The 26,219-nt window shown below is 72.1% G+C and carries 20 protein-coding genes; 12 read left to right on the top strand and 8 right to left on the bottom strand.

The window, feature by feature from the left end; translation table 11 throughout:
- Positions 1 to 115: 115 nt before the first annotated feature.
- From CLV56_RS08195 to CLV56_RS08180, 4 genes are read right to left on the bottom strand one after another with little or no spacing between them, the layout of a single operon-like run.
- Positions 116 to 781, bottom strand: a complete 666-nt coding sequence (locus CLV56_RS08195) for an HAD-IA family hydrolase (RefSeq protein WP_100414668.1) — start codon at positions 779 to 781, stop codon at positions 116 to 118.
- Complete coding sequence (locus tag CLV56_RS08190) at positions 778 to 1,563, bottom strand: enoyl-CoA hydratase-related protein (RefSeq protein WP_039350417.1); 786 nt, start codon at positions 1,561 to 1,563, stop codon at positions 778 to 780. The genes CLV56_RS08195 and CLV56_RS08190 overlap by 4 nt, the downstream gene beginning before the upstream one ends.
- Positions 1,560 to 2,780 (bottom strand): acyl-CoA dehydrogenase family protein, encoded by a 1,221-nt coding sequence (locus tag CLV56_RS08185; RefSeq protein ID WP_039350419.1) that lies wholly within the window; start codon positions 2,778 to 2,780, stop codon positions 1,560 to 1,562. The genes CLV56_RS08190 and CLV56_RS08185 overlap by 4 nt, the downstream gene beginning before the upstream one ends.
- Before the next feature lie 34 nt (positions 2,781 to 2,814).
- On the bottom strand, positions 2,815 to 3,630 hold the full coding sequence (locus CLV56_RS08180; protein ID WP_039350421.1) for an SDR family NAD(P)-dependent oxidoreductase: 816 nt from the start codon (positions 3,628 to 3,630) through the stop codon (positions 2,815 to 2,817).
- 122 nt (positions 3,631 to 3,752) lie between these two features.
- On the opposite strand from CLV56_RS08180, the gene CLV56_RS08175 reads away from it, so the two are divergent.
- Positions 3,753 to 4,388, top strand: coding sequence for a TetR/AcrR family transcriptional regulator (locus CLV56_RS08175; RefSeq protein WP_100414667.1), 636 nt, complete (start codon positions 3,753 to 3,755; stop codon positions 4,386 to 4,388).
- A gap of 123 nt (positions 4,389 to 4,511) precedes the next feature.
- Here CLV56_RS08175 and CLV56_RS08170 read toward each other — a convergent pair whose 3' ends face one another.
- Positions 4,512 to 5,129 (bottom strand): TetR/AcrR family transcriptional regulator, encoded by a 618-nt coding sequence (locus CLV56_RS08170; RefSeq protein ID WP_211288019.1) that lies wholly within the window; start codon positions 5,127 to 5,129, stop codon positions 4,512 to 4,514.
- 71 nt (positions 5,130 to 5,200) lie between these two features.
- On the opposite strand from CLV56_RS08170, the gene CLV56_RS08165 reads away from it, so the two are divergent.
- Positions 5,201 to 8,443, top strand: coding sequence for an acetyl-CoA carboxylase family protein (locus CLV56_RS08165; protein ID WP_039350425.1), 3,243 nt, complete (start codon positions 5,201 to 5,203; stop codon positions 8,441 to 8,443).
- Between the two features lie 240 nt (positions 8,444 to 8,683).
- A complete protein-coding gene (locus CLV56_RS08160; protein WP_039350427.1) occupies positions 8,684 to 10,312 on the top strand; it encodes an AMP-binding protein in 1,629 nt (542 codons plus the stop codon).
- A 94-nt stretch (positions 10,313 to 10,406) separates the two neighbouring features.
- On the opposite strand, the gene CLV56_RS08155 is transcribed toward CLV56_RS08160, so the two are convergent.
- Positions 10,407 to 11,831, bottom strand: coding sequence for a sodium:solute symporter family protein (locus CLV56_RS08155; RefSeq protein ID WP_039350429.1), 1,425 nt, complete (start codon positions 11,829 to 11,831; stop codon positions 10,407 to 10,409).
- Between the two features lies 1 nt (position 11,832).
- Entirely contained in the window at positions 11,833 to 12,033 is a 201-nt protein-coding gene (locus CLV56_RS08150) for a hypothetical protein (RefSeq protein ID WP_039350432.1), read from the bottom strand.
- Positions 12,034 to 12,352: 319 nt separating this feature from the next.
- Between CLV56_RS08150 and CLV56_RS08145 the strand changes: the two genes are divergently transcribed.
- Genes CLV56_RS08145 through CLV56_RS08130 form a run of 4 tightly spaced genes read left to right on the top strand, consistent with a single transcriptional unit; the run spans position 12,353 to position 19,423 of the window.
- On the top strand, positions 12,353 to 14,419 hold the full coding sequence (locus tag CLV56_RS08145; protein WP_039350434.1) for a prolyl oligopeptidase family serine peptidase: 2,067 nt from the start codon (positions 12,353 to 12,355) through the stop codon (positions 14,417 to 14,419).
- A gap of 48 nt (positions 14,420 to 14,467) precedes the next feature.
- Positions 14,468 to 16,246, top strand: coding sequence for a cation:proton antiporter (locus tag CLV56_RS08140; protein WP_100414666.1), 1,779 nt, complete (start codon positions 14,468 to 14,470; stop codon positions 16,244 to 16,246).
- A 26-nt stretch (positions 16,247 to 16,272) separates the two neighbouring features.
- On the top strand, positions 16,273 to 17,955 hold the full coding sequence (locus CLV56_RS08135) for an NAD(P)/FAD-dependent oxidoreductase (protein WP_039350437.1): 1,683 nt from the start codon (positions 16,273 to 16,275) through the stop codon (positions 17,953 to 17,955).
- Between the two features lie 16 nt (positions 17,956 to 17,971).
- Positions 17,972 to 19,423, top strand: coding sequence for an ATP-binding protein (locus tag CLV56_RS08130; RefSeq protein WP_039350440.1), 1,452 nt, complete (start codon positions 17,972 to 17,974; stop codon positions 19,421 to 19,423).
- A gap of 37 nt (positions 19,424 to 19,460) precedes the next feature.
- Here the strand turns inward: CLV56_RS08130 and CLV56_RS08125 are convergent, their stop codons facing one another.
- A complete protein-coding gene (locus tag CLV56_RS08125) occupies positions 19,461 to 19,844 on the bottom strand; it encodes a VOC family protein (RefSeq protein WP_039350443.1) in 384 nt (127 codons plus the stop codon).
- Between the two features lie 239 nt (positions 19,845 to 20,083).
- Here CLV56_RS08125 and CLV56_RS08120 point away from each other — a divergent pair, with 239 nt between their 5' ends.
- The 5 genes from CLV56_RS08120 (at position 20,084) to CLV56_RS08100 (ending at position 26,174) form a co-directional block, all read left to right on the top strand.
- On the top strand, positions 20,084 to 21,394 hold the full coding sequence (locus CLV56_RS08120) for an aspartate kinase (protein WP_039350448.1): 1,311 nt from the start codon (positions 20,084 to 20,086) through the stop codon (positions 21,392 to 21,394).
- Between the two features lie 71 nt (positions 21,395 to 21,465).
- Positions 21,466 to 22,503 carry an aspartate-semialdehyde dehydrogenase gene (locus CLV56_RS08115; protein WP_039350451.1) on the top strand — a complete coding sequence of 346 codons (1,038 nt, stop codon included), beginning with the start codon at positions 21,466 to 21,468 and terminating at the stop codon, positions 22,501 to 22,503.
- 45 nt (positions 22,504 to 22,548) lie between these two features.
- The gene (locus tag CLV56_RS08110; RefSeq protein WP_100414665.1) at positions 22,549 to 23,157 is read left to right on the top strand and encodes a DUF1707 SHOCT-like domain-containing protein; all 609 of its coding nucleotides are present in this window, start codon (positions 22,549 to 22,551) and stop codon (positions 23,155 to 23,157) included.
- Positions 23,158 to 23,274: 117 nt separating this feature from the next.
- Positions 23,275 to 24,072 (top strand): hypothetical protein, encoded by a 798-nt coding sequence (locus tag CLV56_RS08105; RefSeq protein ID WP_211288018.1) that lies wholly within the window; start codon positions 23,275 to 23,277, stop codon positions 24,070 to 24,072.
- Positions 24,073 to 24,173: 101 nt separating this feature from the next.
- Positions 24,174 to 26,174 (top strand): histidine kinase, encoded by a 2,001-nt coding sequence (locus CLV56_RS08100; protein WP_157805111.1) that lies wholly within the window; start codon positions 24,174 to 24,176, stop codon positions 26,172 to 26,174.
- Positions 26,175 to 26,219: the final 45 nt, after the last annotated feature.

The following is a 26,219-nucleotide window of genomic DNA, read 5'->3' as shown; positions in this document are numbered from 1 at the left end:
CGAGCGGAGCGAGGATCGAGACGCCGCTGGGGGTGTGGGTCGCGATCGGGCTCGTTCCTCGCCCGCCTCGACCAGCGGGAGTGCGCGCGCTCGCCTCGATCAGCGGATGTGCGGGTCAGGCCATCAGGTCCGCAAGGGCACGCTCGGTGGTGGCGGCATCCGTGTGGAGGATGCCGCGGATCCCGAGCCGGGCCGCACCGTCGAGGTTCTGCTGCAGGTCATCGATCATCACGGCCGACGTCGGAGGCACGCCGAGCCGCTCGCACGCGATCGCGTACGGCCGCCGCGACGGCTTGCGGACGCCGATCCGTCCGGAGATCACCGAGACGTCGGCGAGCGCGTCGAGGTCGTAGCCGCGGTAGCAGTCGTCACCGAGGGAGTTCGAGACGATCGCGACCGGGACGCCGTCCGCGCGGAGCCGACCGAGCAGCGCGAGCATGGCCTCGTCCGGCTCGAGCCCGGCCTGGAGGTCGGCGGCCAGACCGTCCGCGTCGACCGGCACGCCGTGGGCGCCGAGCCGCGCGGCGAAGCCTGCCTCGAACGCGGCGCCGTCGATGCGCCCGCACTCGTGCTCGACCAGCAGACGCCGCGACTCCTCGTCGCCGCCGAGCACGCGCTCCACGCGGTACGGGTCGCCGCACCGCGCCTGCGAGTACGCGCGGAACGACGCCATCACGCTCGTCGTCAGCACGCCACCGAAGTCGACGAGCACGGCGGTGACCGGTCCGGCCGGGGCGGGCGCGTCGCCCGCACCCGCCTCCGTACCGGTCTCTGTGCTCATGCCTGCACCGTCCCGCCGAACTCCGGAGTCCGGCTCTCGAGGTAGCTCGCGACTCCCTCCGCGACGTCCGCGCGACCGAACGACGCGACCATCTCGCGCTCGGACCGGGCGATGGCCTCGGCGGGAGCGGAGGTCCAGGCTTCGCGGACCTGGTCCTTGATCACGCCGATCGAGGTCGGCGAGCACCAGGTCGCGAGCTCCTCGGCGTACGCGACCGCGGCGTCGAGCAGCCCGTCGGAGCCGACGACCCGGTCCACGAGCCCCATCGCGTACGCCTCGTCGCCGAGCACGACGCGTCCGGAGATCAGCAGGTCGAGCGCACGGCTCTGACCGACGATCCGCGGCAGCAGCCACGCCACTCCGTACTCCGCGATCAGCCCGCGGCGGACGAACGACGTGGTGAGCTTCGCCGTCGGCGTCGCGAACCGGACGTCGGCGTACAGCGCCTCCACGAAGCCGAGCCCGGCGGCCGCGCCGTTGATCGCGGCGATCAGCGGCTTGCGGAAGAGCAGCGGCCGGTGGCGGGGGCGCGGGTCGATCGCCTCGATCTCGCCGCCGCCGACCTTCGCCAGCTCCTCCATGTCCGCGCCCGCGCAGAACCCGCGGCCGGCGCCGGTGATGACCACGGCCCGCACGTCGGGGTCCTGCTCGGCGGAGTCGAGCAGCGCGACGTAGCGGTCCTCGAGCGCGTCGTTCCAGGCGTTCAGCCGGTCGGGCCGGTTGAACGTGAGGACGAGGACGCGGCCGCGCCGCTCGGCGAGGACGAGATCGTCAGCGCTCACGCCGACGTCCCGGCGTACTTGCGGAGCTCCTGCTTGGCGATCGCCCGCTTGTGCACCTCGTCCGGGCCGTCGGCGAGCCGCAGGGTCCGCAGGTGCGCCCAAAACGAGGCGAGCGGGAAGTCGTCGGTGACGCCGCCGCCGCCGTGGACCTGGATCGCGCGGTCGACGATCTGGAGCGCCATGTTCGGGGCATCGACCTTGATCGCGGCGATCTCCGTACGGGCTGCCTTGTTGCCGACCTCGTCCATCATCCACGCGGCCTTCAGCGTGAGGAGTCGGCTCTTCTCGATGTCGATGCGGGCCTCGGCGATCCAGTCCTGGATGTTGGAGCGCTCGGCCACCGGCACCCCGAAGGTCTCCCGCGACAGCGCGCGGGTGCAGAGCAGCTCCAGGGAGCGCTCGGCCATCCCGATGGCGCGCATGCAGTGGTGGATCCGGCCGGGTCCGAGGCGCGCCTGGCTGATCGCGAAGCCCTCGCCCTCGCCCGCGAGGACGTCCTCGGTGGGCACCCGCACGTCCTCGAAGACGATCTCGGCGTGACCCTCGCGGTCGGCGTAGCCGAAGACCGGGAGGTTGCGCACGACGGTGATGCCCGGGGCGTCGATCGGGACGACCATCATCGACTGCTGGCGGTGCGTGGCGGCGGTGGGGTCGGTCTTGCCCATCACGATCAGCACCTTGCAGTTGCGGTGCATGGCGTTGGAGGCGAACCACTTGCGCCCGTTCAGGACGTACTCGTCGCCGTCGCGCTCCATCCGCAGCTGGATGTTGGTCGCGTCGGAGCTCGCGACGGCCGGCTCGGTCATCGCGAACGCGGAGCGGATCGTGCCGTCGAGCAGCGGCTCGAGCCAGCGTCGCTTGTGCTCGTCGGTCCCGAAGAGGGTGAAGACCTCCATGTTGCCGGTGTCGGGCGCCGCACAGTTCGTCGCCTCGGGTGCGAGGTGGGGGCTGCGACCCATGATCTCGGCCAGCGGGGCGTACTCGAGGTTCGTCAGGCCCGGGCCCCACTCGGGGTGCGGGTGGAACAGGTTCCACAGGCCGCGGCGCTTCGCCTCCGCCTTGAGCTCCTCGAGCACGGGCGGGTGGAAGTGCGGGTCGCCCGCCTCGCGCATCTGCTCCTCGTAGACCGCCTCGGCCGGGTAGACGTGGGCGTCCATGAAGTCCAGCAGGACCTCGGCGTACTTCTTCGTCCGGTCGGACGTCTGGAACATCGACATCGGTGTCTCCTCGTGTGTCGTCTGCGCGGTGTCGTCAGCCCTGGGCGAGCAGGCTGGCCTGGTAGCGGCGCATCCCACGGACCCAGCGGTCGTAGTCGGCGCCCTTCTGGCGGTACATGTCCAGCACCTGCGGGTGCGGGAGGATCAGGAACTGCTCGTCGTCCATCGCGGCGACGACCTGCTCGGCGACGGTCTCGGGCGACAGCACGTCGCCGGCGGAGGTGACCGCGCGGGTCGCGGCGGCGCCGAGCGGGTCGCCGGACTGCTCGCCGGCGCGCAGGATCGCGGTCTCGACGCCCATCGGGCACAAGCAGCTGACGCGGATCCCGCGGTCGCCGTAGGTGACGGCGAGCCACTCCGCGAAGCCGACCGCCGCGTGCTTGGTCACGGCGTACGGGGCGGAGCCGATCTGCGTGAGCAGCCCGGCTGCCGAGGCGGTGCTGACGAAGTAGCCGCGTCCGGCCTCGAGCCAGCGCGGGACGAGGACCTCGGCGGCGCGGACGTGCGCGCGGAGGTTGACGTCGAGCGCGAGCGACCAGGAGCCCTCGTCGCCGAGCCCGTGGCCGCCCCCGACGCCGGCGTTCGCCGCGTACACGTCGACCGGCCCGAACGCCTCCTCGGCGCGGGCCACGGTCGCGGCGATCTGGTCGGGGTCGGCGACGTCGGCGCCGTGGGCGATCGCGGAACCCGGCGCGGTCTGCTCGATCCGGTCGACGACGACCTGGGCCGCGGCGGGGTCGAGGTCGACGACGACCACCCGCGCGCCCTCGCGTACGAAGCGCTCGGCGAGCGCTCCGCCGATGCCCCCGCCGCCGCCCGTGACGACGGCGACCGTGTCCTTCAGCTGCATGGCTGTCCTTCCGAAGCTTTGATCATGGGTATACTTGAAACCGGCTTCAACTTCAAGTCCGGTGGTCCTCGGTTCACGGGGCCTTCGGGTCCGGTTCGGCAGCAGATCCAGGAGGTGGCGCGGTGACCGAGGAGTCAGCGGTGCGGGAGCTCCCGCGTACGGCCCGCGGAGCCCGCACGCGCGCCCGGCTGGTGGAGGCCGCGCGGACCGTCTTCGAGCGCGACGGCTTCCTCGACGCGCGCCTCGCGGACATCACCGGCGAGGCCGGCACCGCCGCCGGCTCGTTCTACACCTACTTCGCGTCGAAGGAGGAGATCTTCTCCGCCGTGCTCGACGAGGTGAAGGAGGAGATGCTGCACCCGCAGGTCCGCGACGTCGCCGACGGCGACGACCCGGTCGCGGTGATCGAGGCGAGCAACCGGGCGTACCTCGAGTCCTACCGCCGCAACGCCGCCCTGATGCGGCTGCTCGATCAGGTCGCCGCGATCGACGACACGTTCCGGGAGGTCCGGCGCGAGCGTGGGCTGGCGTTCACGCAGCGCAACGCACGCAGCATCCGGGCGCTCCAGGACCGCGGGCTGGCGAGTCCCGACGTCGACGCCGGCCTGGCGGCGACGGCGCTGTCGATGATGGTGTCGCGGACCGCCTACAGCGCGTTCGTCCTGGGTGACGACTGGGACCTCGACCAGCTCGTGGAGACCCTGACGACGCTGTGGGTCAACGCGCTCGACATCCCGCGCCGCCTGCCTGCCGGCTGAGCCGCACCCTCGGGGGTCTCGATCCTCGCTCCGCTCGGCCTCGACCAGCGGGGCAGGTTGCTCCGCTCGGCCTCGACCAGCGGGGCAGGTTGCTCCGCTCGGCCTCGACCATCGAAGGGCGGGTCAGCGCAGTCCGATCGCGCGCAGGACGATCGCGAGCATCTCCTCGACGGCCTCGTCGCGCGAGACCGTGCCGGCGTTGACCAGGGCGGCGAACGACTCGGTCTGCCCGCCTGACATCAGCGCGATCGACCGGGGTCGTGCGGCGAGGTCGAGCGGCGCGAGGCCGTCGTCGGAGACGCGGGTCAGGTAGCGCGCCATCCGGTCGACCGCGCGGGCCTGGATGTCGGACCACAGGGCGTTGAGCTCGGCGTCCTCGAGCGCCTGGTGATCGAGCACGGTGATCAGCGCGAGATGGTCGACGACGACGTCGAGGTAGGCCCCGATCGTGGTGCGGAAGACCCGCTCGACGTCGTCGGCGGGGATGTCGGCGAGCGCCTGGGCGTCGAGGAAGGCGTCGCGGACCTGCTCGGCGAGGACGGTGAACACCTCCTGCTTGGAGGCGAAGTACACGTAGAACGTCGCGCGGCTGACGCCGGCCTCGCGGGTGATGTCGGCGACCGTCGCGGCGCCGTACCCCATCCGCTCGAACACCCGTCGCGACGCGGCCAGCAGCTCGGAGCGTCGGGCGGAGTCGGCCCGGTCGACGTCGACGCGTGTCGACCAGCCCTTGCCTTCCACGCCGGAAAGTATAGGGTGAGCCCGTTGACACTCGTGTCAACGGATCCACTCCCCGTCCACGGAGGCCCCGCGTGAAGACCCTGATCGCCAACCGCGGCGAGATCGCCGTCCGTATCCAGCGCGCGCTGGCCGAGCTCGGGTGGCCGTCCGTCGCGGTCCACGTCCCCTCCGAGCGGGACGCCCTGGCGGTGGAGCTGGCCGACGAGTCCGTCGAGCTCCCGACCGACGGGGTGGCGGGCTACCTCGACGCGCAGGCGGTCGTGGACGCGGCCGTCGCGACCGGGTGCGAGGCCGTCCACCCCGGGTACGGGTTCCTGAGCGAGAGCGCCGACCTGGCTCGACGCTGCGCGCAGGCCGGTCTGCGGTTCGTCGGGCCGGACCCGGACACCCTCGCGCTGTTCGGGGACAAGGCGCGGGCGCGTACGCACGCGATCGAGCACGGCGTCCCGGTGCTTGCGGCGACCGACGCCGGGGTGTCGGTCACGGAGGCGGAGGCGTTCCTCGCGGCCCACCCCGGCGGGATCATGATCAAGGCCACCGCCGGTGGTGGAGGTCGCGGGATGCGGACCGTGACCGATCCCGCCGAGGTCGCCGGCGCGTACGAGCGGTGCCGCTCGGAGGCGATGCGCAGCTTCGGCGACGACACCGTGTACGCGGAGGCGCTGCTGCCACGGGCGCGCCACCTCGAGGTGCAGGTCGTCGGCGACGGCAGCGGTCGTGTGGTGCATCTGGGCGAGCGTGACTGCAGCCTCCAGCGGCGCCGCCAGAAGGTCGTCGAGATCGCCCCCGCCCCGCGGCTCGATCCCCGGACGCGCAAGGCGCTGCACGCCGCGGCAGTCGCGCTGATCGAACCGGTCGCGTACCGCGGTCTCGCGACCGTGGAGTTCCTCGTCGACGCAGACGACCCGGAGCGCTACGTCTTCCTCGAGGTGAACCCGCGGGTGCAGGTCGAGCACACCGTGACCGAGGAGATCACCGGCGTCGACCTGGTGACGGCGCAGCTGCGGATCGCCGCGGGCGCCACGCTCGGCGAGGTCGGTCTGCCCGACGACGTGGTGGGGCCCGACGACCGGTACGCGATCCAGCTGCGGGTGAACGCCGAGCGGTACGCCGCCGACGGGTCGGTGGTCGCGAGCGCCGGGACCGTCGAGCGGTTCGCGGTGCCCGACGAGCCGGACGTGCGGGTCGACACGCACGTCCGTTCCGGCACCGTGGTCGAGCCCGGCTACGACCCGCTGCTCGCGAAGATCGTGGTCACGACGACCGGCACGTTCGCGCACGCCTGCGCCGCCGCGCTCGAGCTCGCCGAGCGGACGGACGTCACGGGCATCGAGACCAACCTGCCTCTCCTCAGGAGCCTCCTCGCCGACCCCGCGGTCACCTCCGGCCAGGCCACCACCGATCTGGTCGACGCTCGCACCCCGCGCCCCCGATCCGGCGCGAAGTCCACCGAGTCGGTGAGTGGATCAGGTGGACACGCCGTCGAATCGGGCCGGGAGGTGGTGACCGCGGCGTTCCCGGGATCCGTCGTCGCGGTCGAGGTCGCGGTCGGCGACGAGGTCTCGGCCGGCACGCCGCTGGTCGTGCTCGAGTCGATGAAGATGGAGCACCCGGTCGCGGCTCCGTACGACGGGATCGTCCGCGAGGTGCAGGTCGAGGTCGGCGACCAGGTCGTCGACGGCGCCGCGCTCGCGACCGTCGAGCCGGGCGAGGTGGTGGCCGCCGCCGGTACGGCTGCGGCGCGCCACGCGCCCGACCACGTACGGCCGGATCTCGCCGAGGTCCACGAGCGGCACCGTCTGACGCGCGACGACGCCCGCCCGGAGGCCGTCGCCAAGCGGCACGCGCTCGGGCACCGCACGGCGCGGGAGAACGTCGACGACCTGTGCGACGACGGCTCGTTCGTCGAGTACGGCGCGCTGCCGGTCGCCGCGCAGCGGACCCGCCGCGATCTCGACGACCTGATCCGCAGCACGCCCGCCGACGGGATCGTCACCGGGCTCGCGACGGTGAACGCGGCCGAGGTCGGCGAGCAGACCGGGCAGGTCGCGGTCCTCGCCTACGACTACACCGTGCTCGCCGGCACCCAGGGCTTCTTCAGCCACAAGAAGACCGACCGGATGCTCGCCGTCGCACAGCGCCTCGAGGTCCCGGTCGTGTTCTTCACCGAGGGCGGCGGCGGACGTCCGGGCGACACCGACACGACGCCGGTGCACACCGCCGGGCTCGACGTCGGGACCTTCAGCGCGATGGCGTCGCTGAGCGGGACGGTGCCGACGGTCGGCGTCCTGACCGGTCGGTGCTTCGCGGGCAACGCAGCGCTGCTGGGGTGCTGCGACGTGATCATCGCGACCCGGGACTCGACCCTCGGGATGGCCGGTCCCGCGATGATCGAGGGCGGTGGTCTCGGGACGTACGCGCCCGAGGAGGTCGGGCCGATGTCGGTGCAGGGCCCGAACGGTGTGGTGGACGTGCTCGTGGACGACGACGCCGAGGCGGTCGCCGTCGCGCAGCGCTACCTGTCGTACTTCCAAGGGCCCGTACGGAGCTGGGCGGCGCCCGACCAGCGTGCGCTGCGGCACGTGATCGGCGAGAACCGCCTGCGGGTCTACGACGTGCGCGAGGTGATCGAGACGCTCGCCGACGTCGACTCGGTGCTCGAGCTGCGGCGGGAGTTCGGGACGCCGATCGTGACGGCGCTCGTCCGGATCGAGGGACGGCCGTACGGCCTGGTCGCGAACGATCCCGCGCATCTCGGCGGCGCGATCGACGCCGACGGTGCGGACAAGATGGCGCGGTTCCTCCAGCTGTGCGACGCGCACGGGCTGCCGATCGTGTCGCTCTGCGACACCCCGGGCTTCATGGTCGGGCCGGATGCGGAGCGGACCGCGACCGTGCGGCACTTCAGCCGGCTGTTCGTGATCGGCTCGCACCTGCGGGTCCCGATCACGACCGTCGTGCTGCGCAAGGCGTACGGGCTCGGTGCCCAGGCGATGGCGGGTGGCGGGTTCCACAAGCCGGTCGCGACGCTCGCGTGGCCGACCGGCGAGATCGGACCGATGGGGCTCGAGGGCGCGGTCCGGCTGGGCTACTCCCGCGAGCTCGGGTCGATCGACGACCCCGAGGCGAGGCGTGCTCGCTACGACGAGCTCGTCGCCCAGCACTACGAGGCCGGCAAGGCGCTGAACGCCGCGATGACCGGGGAGCTCGACGACGTGATCGACCCCGCCGACACACGCCGGTGGCTGATCTCGACGCTCGGCGCCGAGCCCGTCGACGACCGTCCGGGGCGTGGCTACATCGACACCTGGTGATCGAGACCCCGTCCGCCGGTCGAGGCGCGAGCGCAGCGAGTGATCGAGACCCCGTCCGCCGGTCGAGGCGCGAGCGCAGCGAGTGATCGAGACCCCGTCCGCCGGTCGAGGCGCGAGCGCAGCGAGTGATCGAGACCCCGTCCGCCGGTCGAGGCGCGAGCGCAGCGAGTGATCGAGACCCCGTCCGCCGGTCGAGGCGCGAGCGCAGCGAGTGATCGAGACCCACCCGAAGGAGAACGTATGGACCTGGAGACCTACCTCGCCGACCTGCGCGCCCGGCAGGAGCGCGTGCGGCCCGCGGACACCCCGCGCGAGGTCGCGTACCCGCTCGGCGAGGTCGTGCTGCCGGCGCACGTCGAGCACTGGGCGAGGACGGACCCGCGACGGCCGGCGATCGTGTTCGGCGACGACACGCTCACGTACGCCGACCTGGACGACGCGCACCGCCGGCTCGCCGGGTGGATGCACCGCCACGGGGTCGGCGCCGGCGACCGGGTCGCGGTCTACCTCGGCAACAGTCCGCAGTTCGTGGTCGCGTTCCTCGCGATCCTGCGGCTGGGTGCCGTGCACGTGCCGGTCAACCCGATGTTCCAGCCGGCCGAGCTGGCTTACGAGATCAACGACAGCACGCCGCGGGTGATCGTCACCAGCACCGCGCTGTCCGCGACCGTCGACCGGGCGCGCGACCGGATCGGCGACGTTCCGCTGCTGCTCGTCGACGGTCCCGAGTGGGGCGAGGCGCTGGCCGTCGAGCCGTACGACGGGCGTGCCGACGACCTGGACGCCCTCGCTGCGCTCAACTACACCGGTGGCACCACCGGTCTGCCGAAGGGCTGTCAGCACACCCAGCGGCACATGGTCTACACCGCCGCGAGCGCTGCCGGCGCGGCCGGATACGAGCCGGGGGCCGGGTACGTGAGCCTCTGCTACCTGCCGATCTTCTGGATCGCCGGGGAGGACCTCGGGATCCTGCTGCCGATCGTGCTCGGAGGAACGGTCGTGCTGATGCCGCGCTGGGACGCGACCGCGGTGCTCGAGTCGATCGAGCGGCACGGCGTGAAGGTCGTCGTGGGCACCGTCGAGAACTACCTCGAGCTGCTGGACCACCCGCAGATGCCGGAGCGCGACCTGAGCTCGCTGTCCGATCCGCAGGCGGTCTCGTTCATCCGCAAGCTCACGCCGGAGGTGAGGGCCCGCTGGGCCGAGGCGGTGCCGGGGTCGGTGCTGCGCGAGTCGTCGTACGGCATGACCGAGACGCACACGATCGACTGCGTGCCGTACGGGTTCGCCGCCGACGACCACGACCTGCGGGCCGAGCCGGTGTTCTGCGGCGTCCCGGTGCCCGGGACCGACATCGCCGTCGTGTCGTTCGAGACGGCCGAGCCGCTCCCGATCGGCGAGGTCGGCGAGATCATCGTGCGCAGCCCGTCGGTGACGACCGGCTACTGGAACAACCCCGAGGCGACCGCTGCGCAGCTGCGCGACGGGTGGATCCACACCGGCGACAACGGGCGGTTCGACGAGGAGGGGTGCCTGCACTACCTGGGGCGCGCCAAGGAGATGATCAAGGTCAAGGGGATGAGCGTCTTCCCGGCGGAGATCGAGATGATGCTCGCGCAGCACCCGGCGGTGGACTCGGCGGCGGTCGTGCCGACCGACGACCCCGATACCGGCCAGCGCCCGGTGGCGTTCGTGACCGTGCGAGAGCCGGTCGACGCCGCGACTCTCACCACGTGGGCGCGCGAGAACATGGCCGGCTACAAGGTCCCCGTCGTCTCGGTGATCGACGCCTTCCCGATGACGGCGACGGGCAAGATCCGCAAGAACGAGCTCGCAGAGGCGGCGCGTGAGGCGGTCGCGGTGCGCTGACGCGCGGTTGCTGGCGACACGACGAAGGGCCCGCGGTGGATGCTCCACCGCGGGCCCTTCGGTGTCCGGGCCCCCGCCCCGGACGGCGGTCACCTCACGCGGCGACCGCCGGCTCCTCCTCGCGCGCGCCCTCGACCTCGCGCGTGGTCAGACTGACCCCGATCGTCAGCACGAACGACAGGGGAAGACCGACGAGGATCTCGCTCGAGGTCGGCATGTCGAACCCGACGAACGCGATCCCGAAGGCGAGTGCGCCGCCGAGCATGCCGGCCGCGGCGCCGGCGGTGGTCGTACGGCTCCACCAGATGCCCAGCACCATCGGCGCGAAGCACGAAGCGGCGAGCAGGCCCACAGCGGCGGTGTACAGGACGATCAGCATCTCCGGCGGGTTCATCGCGATCGCGGTGCATCCCAGTCCGACCACCCAGGTGGCGATCGAGGCGACGCGCAGGACCTCGCGCTCGCTCGCCTGGGGCCGGATCAGCGTCCCGTACAGGTCGTGAGCGATCGCCGAGTTGCAGGCCATCAGCAGGCCGGCCGTCGTGGACATGATCGCGGCGAGGACCGCGGCGGCGACGACGCCCTGCATCAGCGGGTTCAGGACGGCCTCGGACAGCGCGAAGAAGAGCGCGTCGGGGTTGCTGAGGTCGATGTCCTCCAGCAGGGCCGCGGCGCCGGGGACGAGCACGAGCGCGCTGAGCAGCATCATGACGGCGTAGATGAGCATCGCGTTGTTCAGGGACACCCGCGCCGACCGTGCGCTGCGGGCGGAGTAGACCCGCATGATCACGTGCGGCAGGACCGAGATCGCGACCGCCCAGGTCAGGAACCCGCCGATGTACGAGGCCATCGGGAGTGCGGCGAACTCGCCGAGCTGCGGGAAGCCGTCGTGCATCGCCTCGTACGACGCGCCGTACCCGTCCATCGCGGAGAGGACGGCGATCGAGAAACCGACGATGGCGGAGAACATGAGGATGCCCTGGAAGATGTCGTTCCAGGTCACCGACAGGAATCCTCCGATCGACACGTAGAGGATGAAGACGATGCCGGCGCCCCACAGCCCCCACTTGTAGTCGATCCCGAGCACCGACGAGGCCACGAGGCTCGCGCCCTTCATCTGCGCCACGATGTAGGCGCTCGACGCGACGACGATGAGGATCGGCAGCAGCCAGGAGATCAGTCGGCTGCGGTAGCGCCACCGGAAGAAGTCCGGCACGGTGTAGCGGCCGAGTCGGCGCAGCGGACGCGCGACCAGGATGGACGCGACGGTGAACCCGACCGGTGCGCCGGCCAGCAGGCACGCGCCGTAGGGAAAGCCGAGCGCGAGCGCGGTGCCGACGGTGGCGAGCACCGAACCGCCGCTGGCGAGGGAGGCGAGGAACGCCCACGAGTTCGCGAACGTGCCGAGACTTCGCCCGGCGACGAAGAACTCGTCGGTCGAGCCCTTGACCCGGCGCCGGGCCAGGAGCCCGACGACGACGAGGAACGCGAAGTACGCGACGACGACGGCGATGACCACGTCACTCCTCCTCGTTCTCGCGGAGCGCGGCGGCCAGGCCGGCGAGCGGCGCCATCACCATCAGCGCGTACAGCATCCAGGCGAAGACGCTGACGCCGGCGACGGTGCGCTCGTGGCTCCACGGCAGGAACGTGATCAGCGCGTAGACGGCGATCCCGACCAGGATCGCGACGTCCGCGCGCGGCAGGCGCGTGGGCTGCATGAGGTGTCCTCTCGGTCATCGGTTGGCGTTGACGTCAACGTCAATGCGCAGCAACCTAGCGTGAGACCCCGATCACAGCAAGGGGGAGTCCTCGGCCGGGCCGCTCGTCCGCCGCATGAGGCCGTTGCTCGAGGCGCGAGCGCAGCGAGTGATCGAGGGCGGGGGTCTCGATCGGGCTCGTCCCTCACCCGCCTCGACCATCGGGGGCGCACGCCTCGACCATCGGGGGCGCCCGCCTCGACCATCGGGGGCGCACGCCTCGACCATCGGGGGCGCCCGCCTCGACCAGCCGTACGAGGTCCGCCCTACTCTCGACCGCATGGGCGACGAGAACCTGTGGCTGGAGGACGTGCTCGGTGACGAGGCGCTGGACTGGGTGCGTGAGCGCAACGCGGTGACCGCGGAGACGCTGGCGGCGGGCGAGGACTTCGCCGAGACCGAGCGGCTGATCCGCGAGGTGCTCGACTCCGACGCGAAGATCCCGCCGATCGCGAAGGCCGGCGACTGGTTCTACAACGTCTGGCGCGACGCGACTCACGTCCGTGGGCTCTGGCGCCGGACGACGCTCGACTCGTACCGCACCGACGAACCGGACTGGGACGTCATCCTCGACGTCGACGCGCTCGCCGAGGCCGAGGACGAGAACTGGGTCTGGCACGGCGCGAAGATCCTCCGCACGGGCCCGCTCGCGTTCACCCGCGCCCTGGTGTCGCTGTCGCGCGGCGGCTCCGACGCGGACGTGACGCGCGAGTTCGACCTGACCACCCGCACGTTCCTCGAGGACGGCTTCGTCCGCCCGGAGGCCAAGGGCGACGTGAGCTGGATCGACGCGGACACCGTCTTCGTCGCCACCGAGACCGGTGAGCGCTCGACCACGGAGTCCGGCTATCCCCGGATCGCTCGGCGGTGGCGTCGCGGCGAGACCCTGGAGGACGCGGAGGTCGTCTTCGAGGGGGCGTACGAAGACCTGTCCGTGGGTGCGTTCCACGACCGTACGCCGGGGTTCGAGCGCGACTGGGTGGTGCGGGCGACGTCGTTCTACACCTCGGAGCGCTACCTGCTGACGGAGGCCGAGGGAGACGGCGCGGACGGCGTCGCGCTCACGAAGCTCGACGTCCCCGACTCGGCGGAGACCAGCGTCAAGCGCGACCAGATGCTCGTCGAGCTGCGCGACGACTGGACCGTCGACGGCACCACGTACCCGGCCGGCGCCCTCCTGGCGATCGGCTTCTCCGCGTTCCTCGACGGCGCACGCGACTTCACGGTGCTGTTCGAGCCGACGCCGTCCAGCGCGCTCGCCGGGTACGCGTTCACCGCGCACCGGCTCGTGCTCGACGTGATGACCGACGTCCGCAGCAGGCTGGAGATCCTGACGCCGCCCGCGACGCCCGGCGGCGAGTGGGACCGGGTCGCGATGCACGGGGCGCCGGAGCTCGGCACGATCCAGGTCGCCCCGGTCGACGCCGACGCGTCCGACTCGGTCTGGATGTACACCACCGACTACCTCACGCCGACGACGCTCTCGCTGGTCGACCTCGGGCCGCGCGGGCTCAACGCCGACCCGGAGCCGCTCAAGGCGATGCCGACGTTCTTCGATGCGGCCGGGCTCGTCACCGAGCAGCACTTCGCCACGTCGGCCGACGGGACCCGGGTGCCGTACTTCGTCGTACGGCCGGCGGACCTCGCGTTCGACGGGACGGCGCCGACGCTGCTGTACGGGTACGGCGGGTTCGAGATCTCGCTGACCCCCGCGTACTCCGGTGGGATGGGGCGGGCGTGGCTCACCCGCGGCGGGGTGTACGTGGTCGCGAACATCCGCGGCGGCGGCGAGTACGGGCCGGGCTGGCACCAGGCGGCCCTGCGGGAGCACAGGATCCGGGCGTACGAGGACTTCGCGGCCGTGGCTCGCGACCTCGCGGACCGGCGGATCACGTCGCCCGCGCACCTCGGGGCGATGGGCGGCTCGAACGGCGGGCTGCTGGCCGGCAACATGCTCACGCAGTTCCCCGACCTGTTCGGCGCGATCGTGATCCAGGTGCCGCTGCTCGACATGCAGCGCTACCACCTGCTGCTCGCGGGCGCGTCCTGGGTGGCGGAGTACGGGGATCCGGAGTCGGCCGACCGGGACTTCCTGGCGACGATCTCGCCGTACCACCTGTTCGACGCGTCGCGCCCGTACCCGCCGGTGCTGTTCACCACATCGACGCGCGACGACCGGGTCCACCCCGGCCACGCGCGCAAGATGGCGGCGCGGATGCTCGCGGCGGGCAAGGACGTCACGTACTACGAGAACATCGAGGGCGGTCACGGCGGCGCCGCGAACAACGCACAGGCGGCGCACATGGCCGCCCTCGCGTACCGTTTCCTCGCGGAACGGCTCGCCTGACGCGGGCCGCGACACCGGAGCAGACGAGCGGCCGGAGGGAGCCCGAGGGTGGACGACCTCCTCGTGAACCTGCTCATCGGCGTCGGCGCGGTGCTCTGCGTCGTCGTGGTGTCGCTGGTGGCGCCGCGGATCGGGGTCGCGGCCCCGCTGCTGCTGGTGCTCCTCGGGGTCGGGATCAGCGTGATCCCCTCCGTACCGCCGATCGAGGTCGACCCGGAGCTGATCCTCGCGGTGGTCCTGCCTCCGCTGCTGTACTCGGCGGCGGTGTCCGTGCCGACGATGGACTTCCGGCGCGACTTCGGCGCCATCAGCGGGCTGTCGGTCGTCCTGGTGCTGCTCAGCTCGATCCTGCTCGGACTGTTCTTCAGCGCGGTCGTGCCCGGCGTCGAGCTCGCCACCGGCATCGCGCTCGGCGCGATCGTCAGCCCGACCGACGCGGTCGCGACCGGCATCGCGCGCCGCCTCGGCGTCGCGCCGCGGGTGCTGACGGTCCTCGAGGGCGAGAGCATGCTGAACGACGGTGCCGCGCTCGTGCTGCTGCGGTCGGCGGTCGCGGCGATCGCCACGACGGTGTCGCTGTGGGGCGTGCTCGGCCAGTTCGTCTGGGCCGTGGTCGCTGCCGTGGTGATCGGGCTGCTCGTGGGCCGCGCCAACCTCATGGTCCGGCGGCGGGTCACGGAGGCGTCGGTCAGCACGGCGATCTCGTTCGTGGCGCCGTTCGTCGCGTACCTGCCCGCGGAGGCGGTCGGCGCATCCGGCCTCGTCGCCGCGGTGGTCGCCGGGCTCGTCACCGGCCAGGGCGCCCCGAAGTACCTGCGCCCGCAGGACCGGCTGTACGAAGAGTCGAACTGGCGCACGATCGAGCTGCTGCTCGAGGGCGGGGTGTTCCTGCTGGTGGGGCTGGAGCTCGACGGAGTGCTGAACGACGTCGAGGAGAACCACGGCAACGTCTGGGGCGGGGTCGGGATCGCCGTGGCCGCCGTCGCTCTCCTGCTCGTCGTCCGGGCGGCGTACGTGCTCCCGCTCGTGCTGTCCGCGCGCCGGCGCCAGCAGCGTGCACCCCGGTTCCGCGAGCGGCTGAACGACGCGGTCGACCTGCTCGAGCACGGCGACGTTCCGCCGGGCCGCCGACGCTGGGGCCCCGGAGGGCGCGCGCCGGACGAGGATCCCGACCGGGCCGCCCGCCGGGACGCGATCTTCCGCAAGCGGGTGCGCCGGGCGTTCGCCGACGTCGACTACGTGCTCGGCGCTCCGCTCGGGTGGCGCGAGGGTGCGGTCCTGGTGTGGGCCGGGCTGCGCGGCGTGGTGACCGTCGCCGCGGTGCAGACGCTTCCCGCGGACACCCCGTCGCGCTCGCTGCTCGTCCTGATCGCCTTCGTCGTCGCGGGTGTCTCGCTGCTCGTGCAGGGCGGGACCATGCCGTGGGTGCTCCGGGCGCTCGGGCTCGTCGACGAGCGTGCGACCGGGAGCGACCCGGATCTCGTGCCGCTGTTCGCCGCGCTGTCGCGGGCCGCGGAACGCGTCCTGGACGGCGACGGACTCACGCGTCCCGACGGCACCCCGTACGACGCGGAGGTCGTACGGCGCGCGCGGGCGGCGTACCTGCGGGAGCAGGCGGAGGACGAGCAGGAGGCGCTGGAGCGCAAACGGACCGTCACCCAGTACCGCGAGCTACGGTTGCGGGTGATCGAGGCGCAGCGGGAGGCGCTGCTCACGGCACGATCGGTCGGGATGTTCAGCTCGGCGGCCCTGGCGACGGCGCTGGCGATGCTGGATGCTGAGCAGATCGACGTCGAGATGCGGGTCGGGCCGAAGCGGACCGAGTGACCTCGGCACGGTCAGGGGGTTTGCGGATGGAGTCGACCGAGCGGCGCGGGCGGGCGCGTACGGCCATCCTGACGGTCGACGACGACCCGGCGGTCTCCCGCGCGATCGCGCGGGACCTGCGGCGCCGGTACGGGAGCGAGTACCGCATCGTGCGGGCGGAGTCCGGCGAGCAGGCGCTGGAGGCGCTGCGCGAGCTGCGGCTGCGCGGCGACGAGGTGGCGGTGCTGCTCGCCGACCAACGGATGCCGCGGATGTCGGGGGTCGAGTTCCTCGAGGCCGCGATGGACCTCTACCCGGCGGCGCGGCGCCTGCTCGTCACGGCGTACGCCGACACGAGCGTCGCGATCGACGCGATCAACCTCGTCGATCTGGACCACTACCTGCTCAAGCCGTGGGACCCGCCGGAGGAGAAGCTCTACCCGGTGATCGACGAACAGCTCGCGACGTGGGCGCGGACCGACCGGCGCCCGGTCGCGGAGACCAAGCTGATCGGGCACCGCTGGTCGGCCCGCTCGTCGGAGGTACGGGAGTTCCTGGCGCGCAACCAGGTGCCGTACCGCTGGTTCGCCTCCGACTCCGAGAAGGGCCGCAGCCTGCTCGCGGCCGCGGAGACCACCGGGGACGACCTGCCGGTCGTCGTGTCGCCGGAGGGGACGGTGCTGGTGGCGCCGAGCGACACCGAGCTCGCCGAGCGGGTCGGCCTGGTGACGCGTCCGAGCGAGGACTTCTACGACCTGGTCGTGGTCGGCGGTGGGCCGGCGGGGCTGAGCGCCGCACTGTACGGCGCGTCGGAAGGCCTGCGTACGGTCCTGGTCGAGCGCACCGCGACGGGCGGGCAGGCGGGACAGAGCTCGAGGATCGAGAACTACCTGGGCTTCCCCGACGGGGTCTCCGGCGCCCAGCTCGCGGACCGCGCCCGCCGGCAGGCGCTGCGGTTCGGCGCGGAGCTGGTGACGGCACGCGAAGCGGTGGGACTGGAGGTGAACGGGCCGGCGCGGACGTTGCGGTTCGCCGACGGGTCGAGCCTCGCCACGCAGACCGTGATCCTCGCGGGCGGCGTCTCGTACCGCCGCCTCGACGGACCGGGCCTCGATGCGTTGGCGGGCCGCGGCCTCTACTACGGCTCCGCCCTGACCAACGTCCACGCGTGCGCGGACGAGGACGTCTACGTGGTGGGGGGAGCGAACTCCGCGGGTCAGGCGGCGATCGCCCTGGCCCGGGAGGCGAGCCGGGTCACGATCCTGGTCCGGGGGCCGTCGCTGTCGCAGTCGATGTCGTCGTACCTGATCGAGCAGGTCGAGGCCCACCCGCGGATCCGCGTCCTGACCTCCACCGAGGTCGCCGAGGCGTGCGGGGACGGTCACCTGGAGGAGCTGGTGCTGCGCGACACGAAGACGGGCGAGACCCGCTCGGCGCCGTGCGGGTGGGCGTTCGTGTTCATCGGGGCGGTGCCCGGGACGCAGTGGCTCGACGGGGTCGTGCAGCGTGACGCGTACGGGTTCGTGCCGACCGGACCGGACCTGGAGCTCGACGGCCGGCGGCCCGCGGGATGGGATCGGGACCGGGCGCCGTTCCACCTGGAGAGCAGCGTTCCCGGGGTGTTCGCTGCCGGTGACGTCAGGGCGGAGTCCGCGAAGCGGGTGGCGTCTGCCGTCGGGGAGGGGGCGATGGCCGTGATGCTGGTGCACCGCTACCTGGAAGGTCTGTGAGGGAACGGGAGGGGCTGTGAGCACACCGGAGCGACTGCCGTGCGACATCGACGAGCTGCGTCGGATGTTCCTGTTCGAGAAGCTCGACGACGACCAGCTGGTCTGGCTGTGCGAGCACGGGCACGTGGAGCGCGCGGACCTCGGCTGGCTGATCCGCGAGGGCGACGACGCGACCTGCTTCTACGTGCTGCTCGAGGGCGAGATCGCCCTCTACCGCGCGGTCGGCGGCGACGACGTCGAGGTCTCGCGCACCGACCAGCCGGGCGTCTACACCGGCGCCTGGTCGGCCTACCTCGGCGACCGCGTCCCCCAGACGTACGGCGGGTCGACCCGGGTGCTGACCCCGTCGCGGTTCTTCGTGCTGTCCGCGGACGACTTCGCGACGCTGATGCGCGACTGGTTCCCGATGGCGGTGCACCTGCTGGAAGGGCTGTTCTTCGGGCAGCGCAACACCCAGGCCGCGGTCGGGCAGCGCGAGCGCCTGCTCGCCCTCGGGTCGTTGTCGGCGGGGCTGACCCACGAGCTGAACAACCCGGCGGCCGCGGCCGTACGCGCGACCGCGTCGTTGCGTGAACGGGTCTCGGCGATGCGGCACAAGCTGGCGCTGATCGCCGAGGGCCCGTACGACCGGGAGACGCTGGGCACGCTGATCCTGCTCCAGGACGAGGCGCTGAAGCGGCGTTCCGAGGCGATCGAGGCGGATGCGCTGGGCGTGCTGGAGTCCTCCGACCTCGAGGACCGCGTGACGGACTGGCTCGACGACCACGGGGTGGAGCAGGGCTGGGAGGTGGCTCCGCTGCTGGTCGCAGGCGGTCTCGACGAGGGGTGGCTCGACAAGGTCGCGAAGAAGGTGACGCCGGACGTGGTCCCGGGTGCGGTCCGGTGGCTCGCGTACACCCTCGAGACCGAGCAGCTGATGAGCGAGATCGAGGACGCGACCGCGCGGGTCTCGACGCTGGTCGACGCCGCCAAGCAGTACTCCCAGCTCGACCGGGCCCCGTTCGCCCCGACCGATGTGCACGAGCTGCTCGACGCGACGCTGGTGATGCTGCAGAAGAAGACCGGGGAGGTCCGGGTCGTCAAGGCGTACGACCGGTCGATCGCGCCCGTGCCGATGTACGCGGCCGAGATGAACCAGGTGTGGACCAACCTGATCGTGAACGCCCTCCAGGCGATGCACGGGCAGGGGACCCTGACCCTGACCACGCGGCGCGTCGAGGACTGGGCCGAGGTGGAGGTCGCCGACACCGGCCCGGGGATCGACCCGGGGATCAGGGACCGGATCTTCGAGCCGTTCTTCACCACGAAGGCCGTCGGTGAGGGAACGGGCCTCGGCCTCGACATCTCCTGGCGGATCGTCGTCCGCAAGCACCACGGCGACCTGCAGGTGACGTCGGAGCCGGGAGACACGCGGTTCACGGTCCGGCTGCCGTACGACCCGCCGCCGGTCCCCGGCGCGGAGGGCTGAGCACTCGCCTCGTCTCGCCGCGCGCCGCTGCCGACTCTCAGCCGACCGAGTGCAGGCAGAGCACGTTGCCCTCGGAGTCCTTGAACCAGGCCGCGGCCTCGTTCCCCTGCCGCGCGATGTGGCCGGTGGTCGTGATCTCCGGGGTGTCGTAGTCCTCGAACACGATGCCGCCCGACTCCAGGTCCTGCACCTCCTTCTCCAGGTCGGGCACCTCGAAGCTGAGCATGGTCCGCCCGCTGGGCGCGCCGTCGGCGTCCGGGAGCAGCGCGATCATGTGACCGCCCGCGGTCGCGAACGCGTACCCGCCGTCGGGCGTCTCGCCGGAGGGAGCGAGGCCGAGCCGGGCCTGGTAGTAGAAGTCCTTCGCCCGTGCGACGTCGCGGACCGGGATCATCTGGGTGGTGACGGAGTTGGTGAGCATCGCGACCTCCTGGTGACGCGCTGATGCTGGGCGTCGCCGGCGCACACCGCGACCGGGCGCCTCACTGCTCAGCATGCGCCGGGCCCGCAGGCGCGTCCAGGTCGTTGCTCCCGCAGGCGGCGTCCAGCGGCCGGGACGAGCAGCCGAGGGGCGAGATGGCGCCCGTTAGACTGGACGAGGCGCTCTTCGCGTCCCCTGACCCCAGCAACACACCACCCAGCAACTCGAGGACCGTTTCCGTGGGCATTGTCGTGCAGAAGTACGGCGGCTCGTCCGTGTCCGACGCCGCCAGCATCAAGCGCGTCGCGCAGCGGATCGTCGCCACCAAGAAGGCAGGCCACGACGTGGTGGTCGTCGTCTCGGCGATGGGCGACACGACGGACGAGCTCCTGGACCTCGCCCACGAGGTCTCGCCGCTGCCCGACGGGCGCGAGATGGACATGCTGCTGACGGCCGGCGAGCGGATCTCGATGGCGCTGCTCGCGATGGCGATCGGCAACCTCGGCCAGCAGGCACAGTCCTTCACGGGCTCGCAGGCCGGCGTGATCACGGACTCCGTCCACGGCAAGGCGAAGATCATCGACGTCACTCCGGGCCGGATCCGCAAGGCCGTCGGTGAGGGCGCGGTCGCCATCGTCGCCGGGTTCCAGGGCGTCTCGCAGGACAGCAAGGACATCACGACGCTGGGGCGCGGCGGCTCGGACACGACCGCCGTCGCACTCGCCGCGGCCCTGGACGCCGAGGTCTGCGAGATCTACACCGATGTCGACGGGATCTTCACCGCCGATCCGCGGATCGTCCCGAACGCCCGCCGGATCCCGCTGCTGTCGTACGAGGAGACCCTCGAGATGGCCGCGAACGGCGCCAAGATCCTCCACCTGCGGTGCGTCGAGTACGCGCGCCGCAACCTGATGCCGATCCACGTCCGCTCCTCGTTCTCCACCAAGGAGGGCACCTGGGTGCTGAGCACCGAGCGGATCGCCGAGCGTCTGGCCGATGAAGTCCCGACCGAGCAGGAGGCCTCCGTGATGGAGCAAGCGATCATCTCCGGTGTCGCGCACGACCGGAGCGAGTCCAAGATCACCGTGGTCGGCGTTCCCGACAAGGTCGGGGAGGCCGCGCGGATCTTCGAGGTTCTCGCCGAAGCCCAGATCAACATCGACATGATCGTCCAGAACGTCTCCGCCGCGGCGACGGGCCTGACCGACATCTCGTTCACGCTGCCCCGCGCAGACGGCCAGACGGCGATGACCGCGCTGGCCCGGCTGAAGGACGAGGTCGGCTACGCGCAGCTGCAGTACGACGACGGTGTCGGCAAGGTGTCGCTGATCGGCGCCGGGATGCGTACGAACCCGGGCATCTCCGCACGGTTCTTCAAGTCGATCGCCGACGCGGGCGTCAACATCGAGATGATCTCGACCTCGGAGATCCGAATCTCGGTTGTCGTCAACGAGGCACAGATCGATGATGCAGTGAGTGCCGCGCACGCGGCGTTCGACCTGGAGGCCGACGAGGTCGAAGCCGTCGTGTACGGCGGCACCGGCCGCTGACCACGCTGGTCGAGGCGCAGGCCGACACCCCCTGCTGGTCGATCGAGACCCCACCACCCAAGGAGCACACCATGAGCAACGGTCTGAGGATCGGCGTCGTCGGCGCCACGGGTCAGGTCGGCGCCGTGATGCGCACGCTGCTGGCCGAGCGCGACTTCCCGATCGCTGACCTCCGGTTCTTCGCATCCGAGCGCTCGGCAGGCCGTACGCTCCCGTTCGGTGGGACGGACGTCGTGATCGAGGACGCGGCCACCGCGGACCCGAGCGGGCTCGACGTCGCGCTGTTCTCGGCCGGGGCGACGATGTCGCGCGTGCAGGCGCCGCGCTTCGCCGAGGCCGGCGTCACCGTGATCGACAACTCCTCGGCCTGGCGCAAGGACCCGGAGGTCCCCCTCGTCGTCTCCGAGGTCAACCCCGGCGACGTCGAGCGGGCCGTCAAGGGGATCATCGCGAACCCGAACTGCACGACGATGGCCGCGATGCCGGTGCTAAAGCCCCTGCACGACGAGGCCGGCCTGGTCCGGATCGTCGCCAGCACCTACCAGGCCGTCTCGGGATCCGGGCTCGCCGGCGTCGAGGAGCTCGCGACCCAGCTCGAGAAGGGCGTCGGTCAGGCCCGCTCCCTCACCCACGACGGGTCGGCGGTCGACCTCGGCACCCCGGACAAGTACGTAGCGCCGATCGCGTTCAACGTGCTCCCGATGGCCGGCTCCGTCGTCGACGACGGCACCGAGGAGACCGACGAGGAGCAGAAGCTCCGCAACGAGTCGCGCAAGATCCTCGGGCTCCCCGAGCTGCGCGTCTCCGGGACGTGCGTCCGGGTTCCGGTGTTCACCGGTCACTCGCTGTCCCTCAACGTCGAGTTCGCCGATGCGATCACGCCGGACCGGGCTCGCGAGATCCTGGCGAGCGCGCCCGGCGTCGCTCTGGCCGACGTGCCGACGCCCCTCCAGGCGGCGGGGTCGGATCCGAGCCTCGTGGGTCGCATCCGCCAGGACAGCAGCGTGGACGGCAACCGCGGGCTCGTGCTGTTCGTCAGCGGCGACAACCTCCGCAAGGGCGCCGCTCTCAACACCATCCAGATCGCCGAGCTGATCGCCGCACGCTGACGTGGTGGACGGCCGGTCCGCGAGACCCGAGGCTGTGCCACGATCATGGGTGTGAACGACGGCGGTGGCACCCAGGAGCCGTGGGCGCGGTTCGCACGCGACCCGCGAGACGAGTCCGTGTCCGGGCTGCGGCTCACCGACGCCGACCGAGGGGTCCTCGCGGACCTGTTCACCGACGCGTACGCGGACGGTCGCCTGACCCGCGCCGAGCTCGACGAGCGGGCGGAGCAGGGGGCCGAGGTCCGCTCGTACGGCGAGGTGCTGCCGCTGGTCGAGGATCTGCTCCCGACCACGGGTGAGCTGGTGCGGGCGACGCCGACATCGGCCGCACCGTCGGTGACCGACGACGAGGTTCTCGCGTACTACCTGCGCAAGAGACGCGAGTCGTGGATCGAGGCCGTGACGATCACGCTCGTGTGTGTCGGCATCTGGCTCGCGATCAGCTTCTCCGATCTCAGCTTCAACCCGCACTTCCCCTGGCCGCTGATCGTCGCCGTGGTGACGTTCGCTGATGCGATCGACCGCGCCGGCAACCGCGACAAGCACCTCGCGAAGGACCGGAAGAAGCTCGAGCGCAGGCGCCGCAAGGAGATCGAGAGCGGGCAGGTCGGCGAGATCGTCCGGAAGCGGCTCGACGACGAGCTCGGGACCTGACGGTTCGTCCCGCGCGCAACCGCCCGACAGGTCGGGACATCGTCCCCTGGGGCCCGGGACACCGGGACCGGCAACCTTGCTCAGGTCAGAACGACCTGATGCGAAGGGAGACGGGGGATGAAGGACCCGACGACGATGGGAGAGGTGTTCCTGGCGGACCCGCCGGCGGGTGACCGGCGCGACGAGCGGGACCCGGGGAGCGAGCGGGGTGCCGGGCGGCCGAAGGAGGCACCGCGCGCGTGGGCGTTCACCGGCGTCGCCGCGGCGCTCTGCGGACTGTTCACGGTGGTGGTCTCGGGAGGCCTGTGGGATCCGGACCTGGACTACTCCGATCCGGTGGCGATCGCCGAGCGGCTCGCGGATGCGCAAGGACAGCTGATCGCGATGCACGTCGCGACGACCGTGGGGATGGTCCTCATGGTCGTCTTCGCCCTCGGGCTCGCCCGGCGGGTCGCGGCGGCGACGCCGAAGGGCAGCCTGATCGGCGGCGTCGCGGCGTCGGGCCTCGGCCTGGTCGCGGTCGCGAGCCTCCTGGGCTCCGGGCTCGACACCGAGTTCCTGTTCGCCACGGAAGCGATCGAGAGCGACGTCCCGGAGGTGATCGCGTTCTACAACCACTGGATCGCGACCATCCCGTGGCTGTGGATCGGAGCCGGGCTCGCCGGGGTCGCGCTCGCCGTCGCCGGGCGGCGCCACGGCGCCGTCCCACGCTGGATCGGGATCACCGGCGCGGTGCTCGGTGGTCTCACGCTGGTGGCGGGGATCTCCCCGCTGCAGTACATGGCGGGGTTCAGCGGACCGGTCTGGCTCCTCGTGACAGCGATCGGGTTCGCTGTCGGAGACCGCGCGTTCCGGAAGGGGACCCGGACCGCCGGGACCGGACGCGCCGACGCAGCCGCGGGGGCGGCTGCGTGAGCGAGGCGCCGCGACGACGGCCGGGCGACCGGACGACGACCGACGGGACTGCGTACGAACACGCGGTGGGGGGCCCGGAGGTGTCGTATGGTCTGTCCATCATGACCGACGTCGCGGCGCCCGCCGCCACGGGCCGCGAGCGTTCGGGCACGGGGGTCTCGAGCACCGGCGGTTCGCCACACGTGGCGACGGTCGTGGTCGCGATCTCGTGGGCCCTCGCGCTCGCGGCCTGCGTGGCCTTCGCGTTCTCCGCCCCCTCGCTGGGGCCGGAGACGCTCTTCCTGTTCGTCGACGTGACGGTCGCCGTGGTGTACGGGACGGTCGCCTCGGTGATCCTCGCGCGTCGCCGGCACGTCGTCGCGTACCTGCTCGCGATCGCCGCGATCGGTGGCGGCCTGTCGGCGTTCGGAGGGGCGTACGGTGGCCTCGTCGCGTCGCGCGGCTGGCCCGAGCAGCCGTGGCTGGTGTCCATGTTCGGCTGGGCCTGGGTGCCCGGCACGCTGGCCCTGTTCCTCGTGGTGCCGTGGTTGATGCGAGAGCGCCTCCCGCGCGGCTGGGATCTGGCGGGCCTCGCGGTCGGCGTCACGTGCACCGTGGTGATGACGGTCCAGCGGGTCGCGTTCCCGATGACCGACACCAGGATCTCGATCGTCGCGGTCGTCGTGGTCGGTCTGCTCACCGCGCTCGCCGTCGCCGTACGGGCGGCGGGAGGGCCGGCCGACGAGCGGGTCGGCCTGGGCTGGCTCGCACTCGGCGTCGCCGTCATGGCGCTCTCCTTCGTCCCGCTGGTCTGGTTCGTGGTGCCGTTCTGGGTCACGGCGGTGCTGCACCTGGTCTGCCAGGCGCTGTTCTCCGGGGCCCTGCTCGTCGTGATCCTGCGCCAGCAGCTCTGGGACATCGGGCTCGCCGTGAGCCGGTCCCTGGTGGCGGGACTGCTCGCCCTGTTGCTCTCCGGGACGTACGTGCTCGCGGTCGTCGCTGCCCAGGCGGCGCTGGACGAGGCCGTCGCCCAGGTGGTCGCGGCCGTCGTCGTGGTCGTCGCCGCCTACCCTCTGCGGGGGTGGGCCGGTCGTCGGGTCGCCGCCCTGGTCTACGGGGACGCGTGGGAGCCGCACCGTGCCGCCAGCCGGATCGGCGCCGGGTTCGTCACCGACGACGGGCGCGACCTGCTCGCGGTGCTGGCGGAGCGGCTCGCGGAGTCGCTGCGGCTGCAGTCCGTCGAGATCCGCGCCGACGGTGCGACCCTCGCGTCGTACGGGAGCCCGTCCTCCGACGTGCTCGAGCTCCCGGTCGTCCATCGTGGCGCGACGATCGGCGCGATGCGGGTGACGGCGCCTCCGGGCGAGTGGCTCGGGTCCCGAGGCGTCGCGGCGATCGAGCAGCTCGGCGGTCTCGTCGCTGCCGGCCTCGCCCTCACCCTCGCGCTCGCCGAGGCGGACGCCACCCGCGAACGACTGACCACGGCCCGGCTGCAGGAGCGACGTGTGATCCGACGCGAGCTGCACGACGGCCTCGGGCCGTGGCTCGCGGGCCTGCGGCTCGGGATGCAGGGCGTGCGCAACACCGTGCGGACCGACGCCGACCTCGCCGACACCCTGCTCGACGGCCTCCTGGACGAGCTCGACCAGCGGATCGCCGACGTCCGCGAGCTGTCCCACAGCCTGTTGCCGCCTGCGATCGAGCAGCTCGGTCTGGGGCCCGCGCTCGAGGAGCTCGTCGCCCGCTGGGACACCGCCGACGTGCGGGTCGACCTCGTGTGCGGTCCGCTGCCACCGCTCGCGCCACCCGTCGCGGCCGCGGCGTACGCGATCGCCAGCGAGTCCGTGACGAACGTGGCGAAGCACAGCGGCACCGGTGCCTGCACCCTCGACGTGCGGATCGGCGACGGCGACCTCCTCGTGACCTGTGTCGACGGCGGACGTGGCTTCGAGCCGCAGGTCCGCCACGGGGTCGGGCTGGGATCGATGCGCGAACGTGCCGCGGAGCTCGGCGGCTCCGTGGAGATCCGCTCGAACGGGAGCGGCACCCGGGTCGACGCGCGCATCCCGACGACCACGGCCCCGCCGCAGGCGGACCGACCCGTCGCCGAGGTCCCGGCGTGACCGGGGGCCACGGAACCGCCGCGCCCGGCGACGAACCTCCTACGT

Origin of the sequence: Mumia flava (assembly GCF_002797495.1) — a bacterium.
Taxonomy (GTDB): Bacteria; Actinomycetota; Actinomycetes; order Propionibacteriales; family Nocardioidaceae; genus Mumia; species Mumia flava.
Note: the sequence above shows the minus strand (reverse complement) of the source record. Positions and strands in the feature narration are given on the sequence as shown.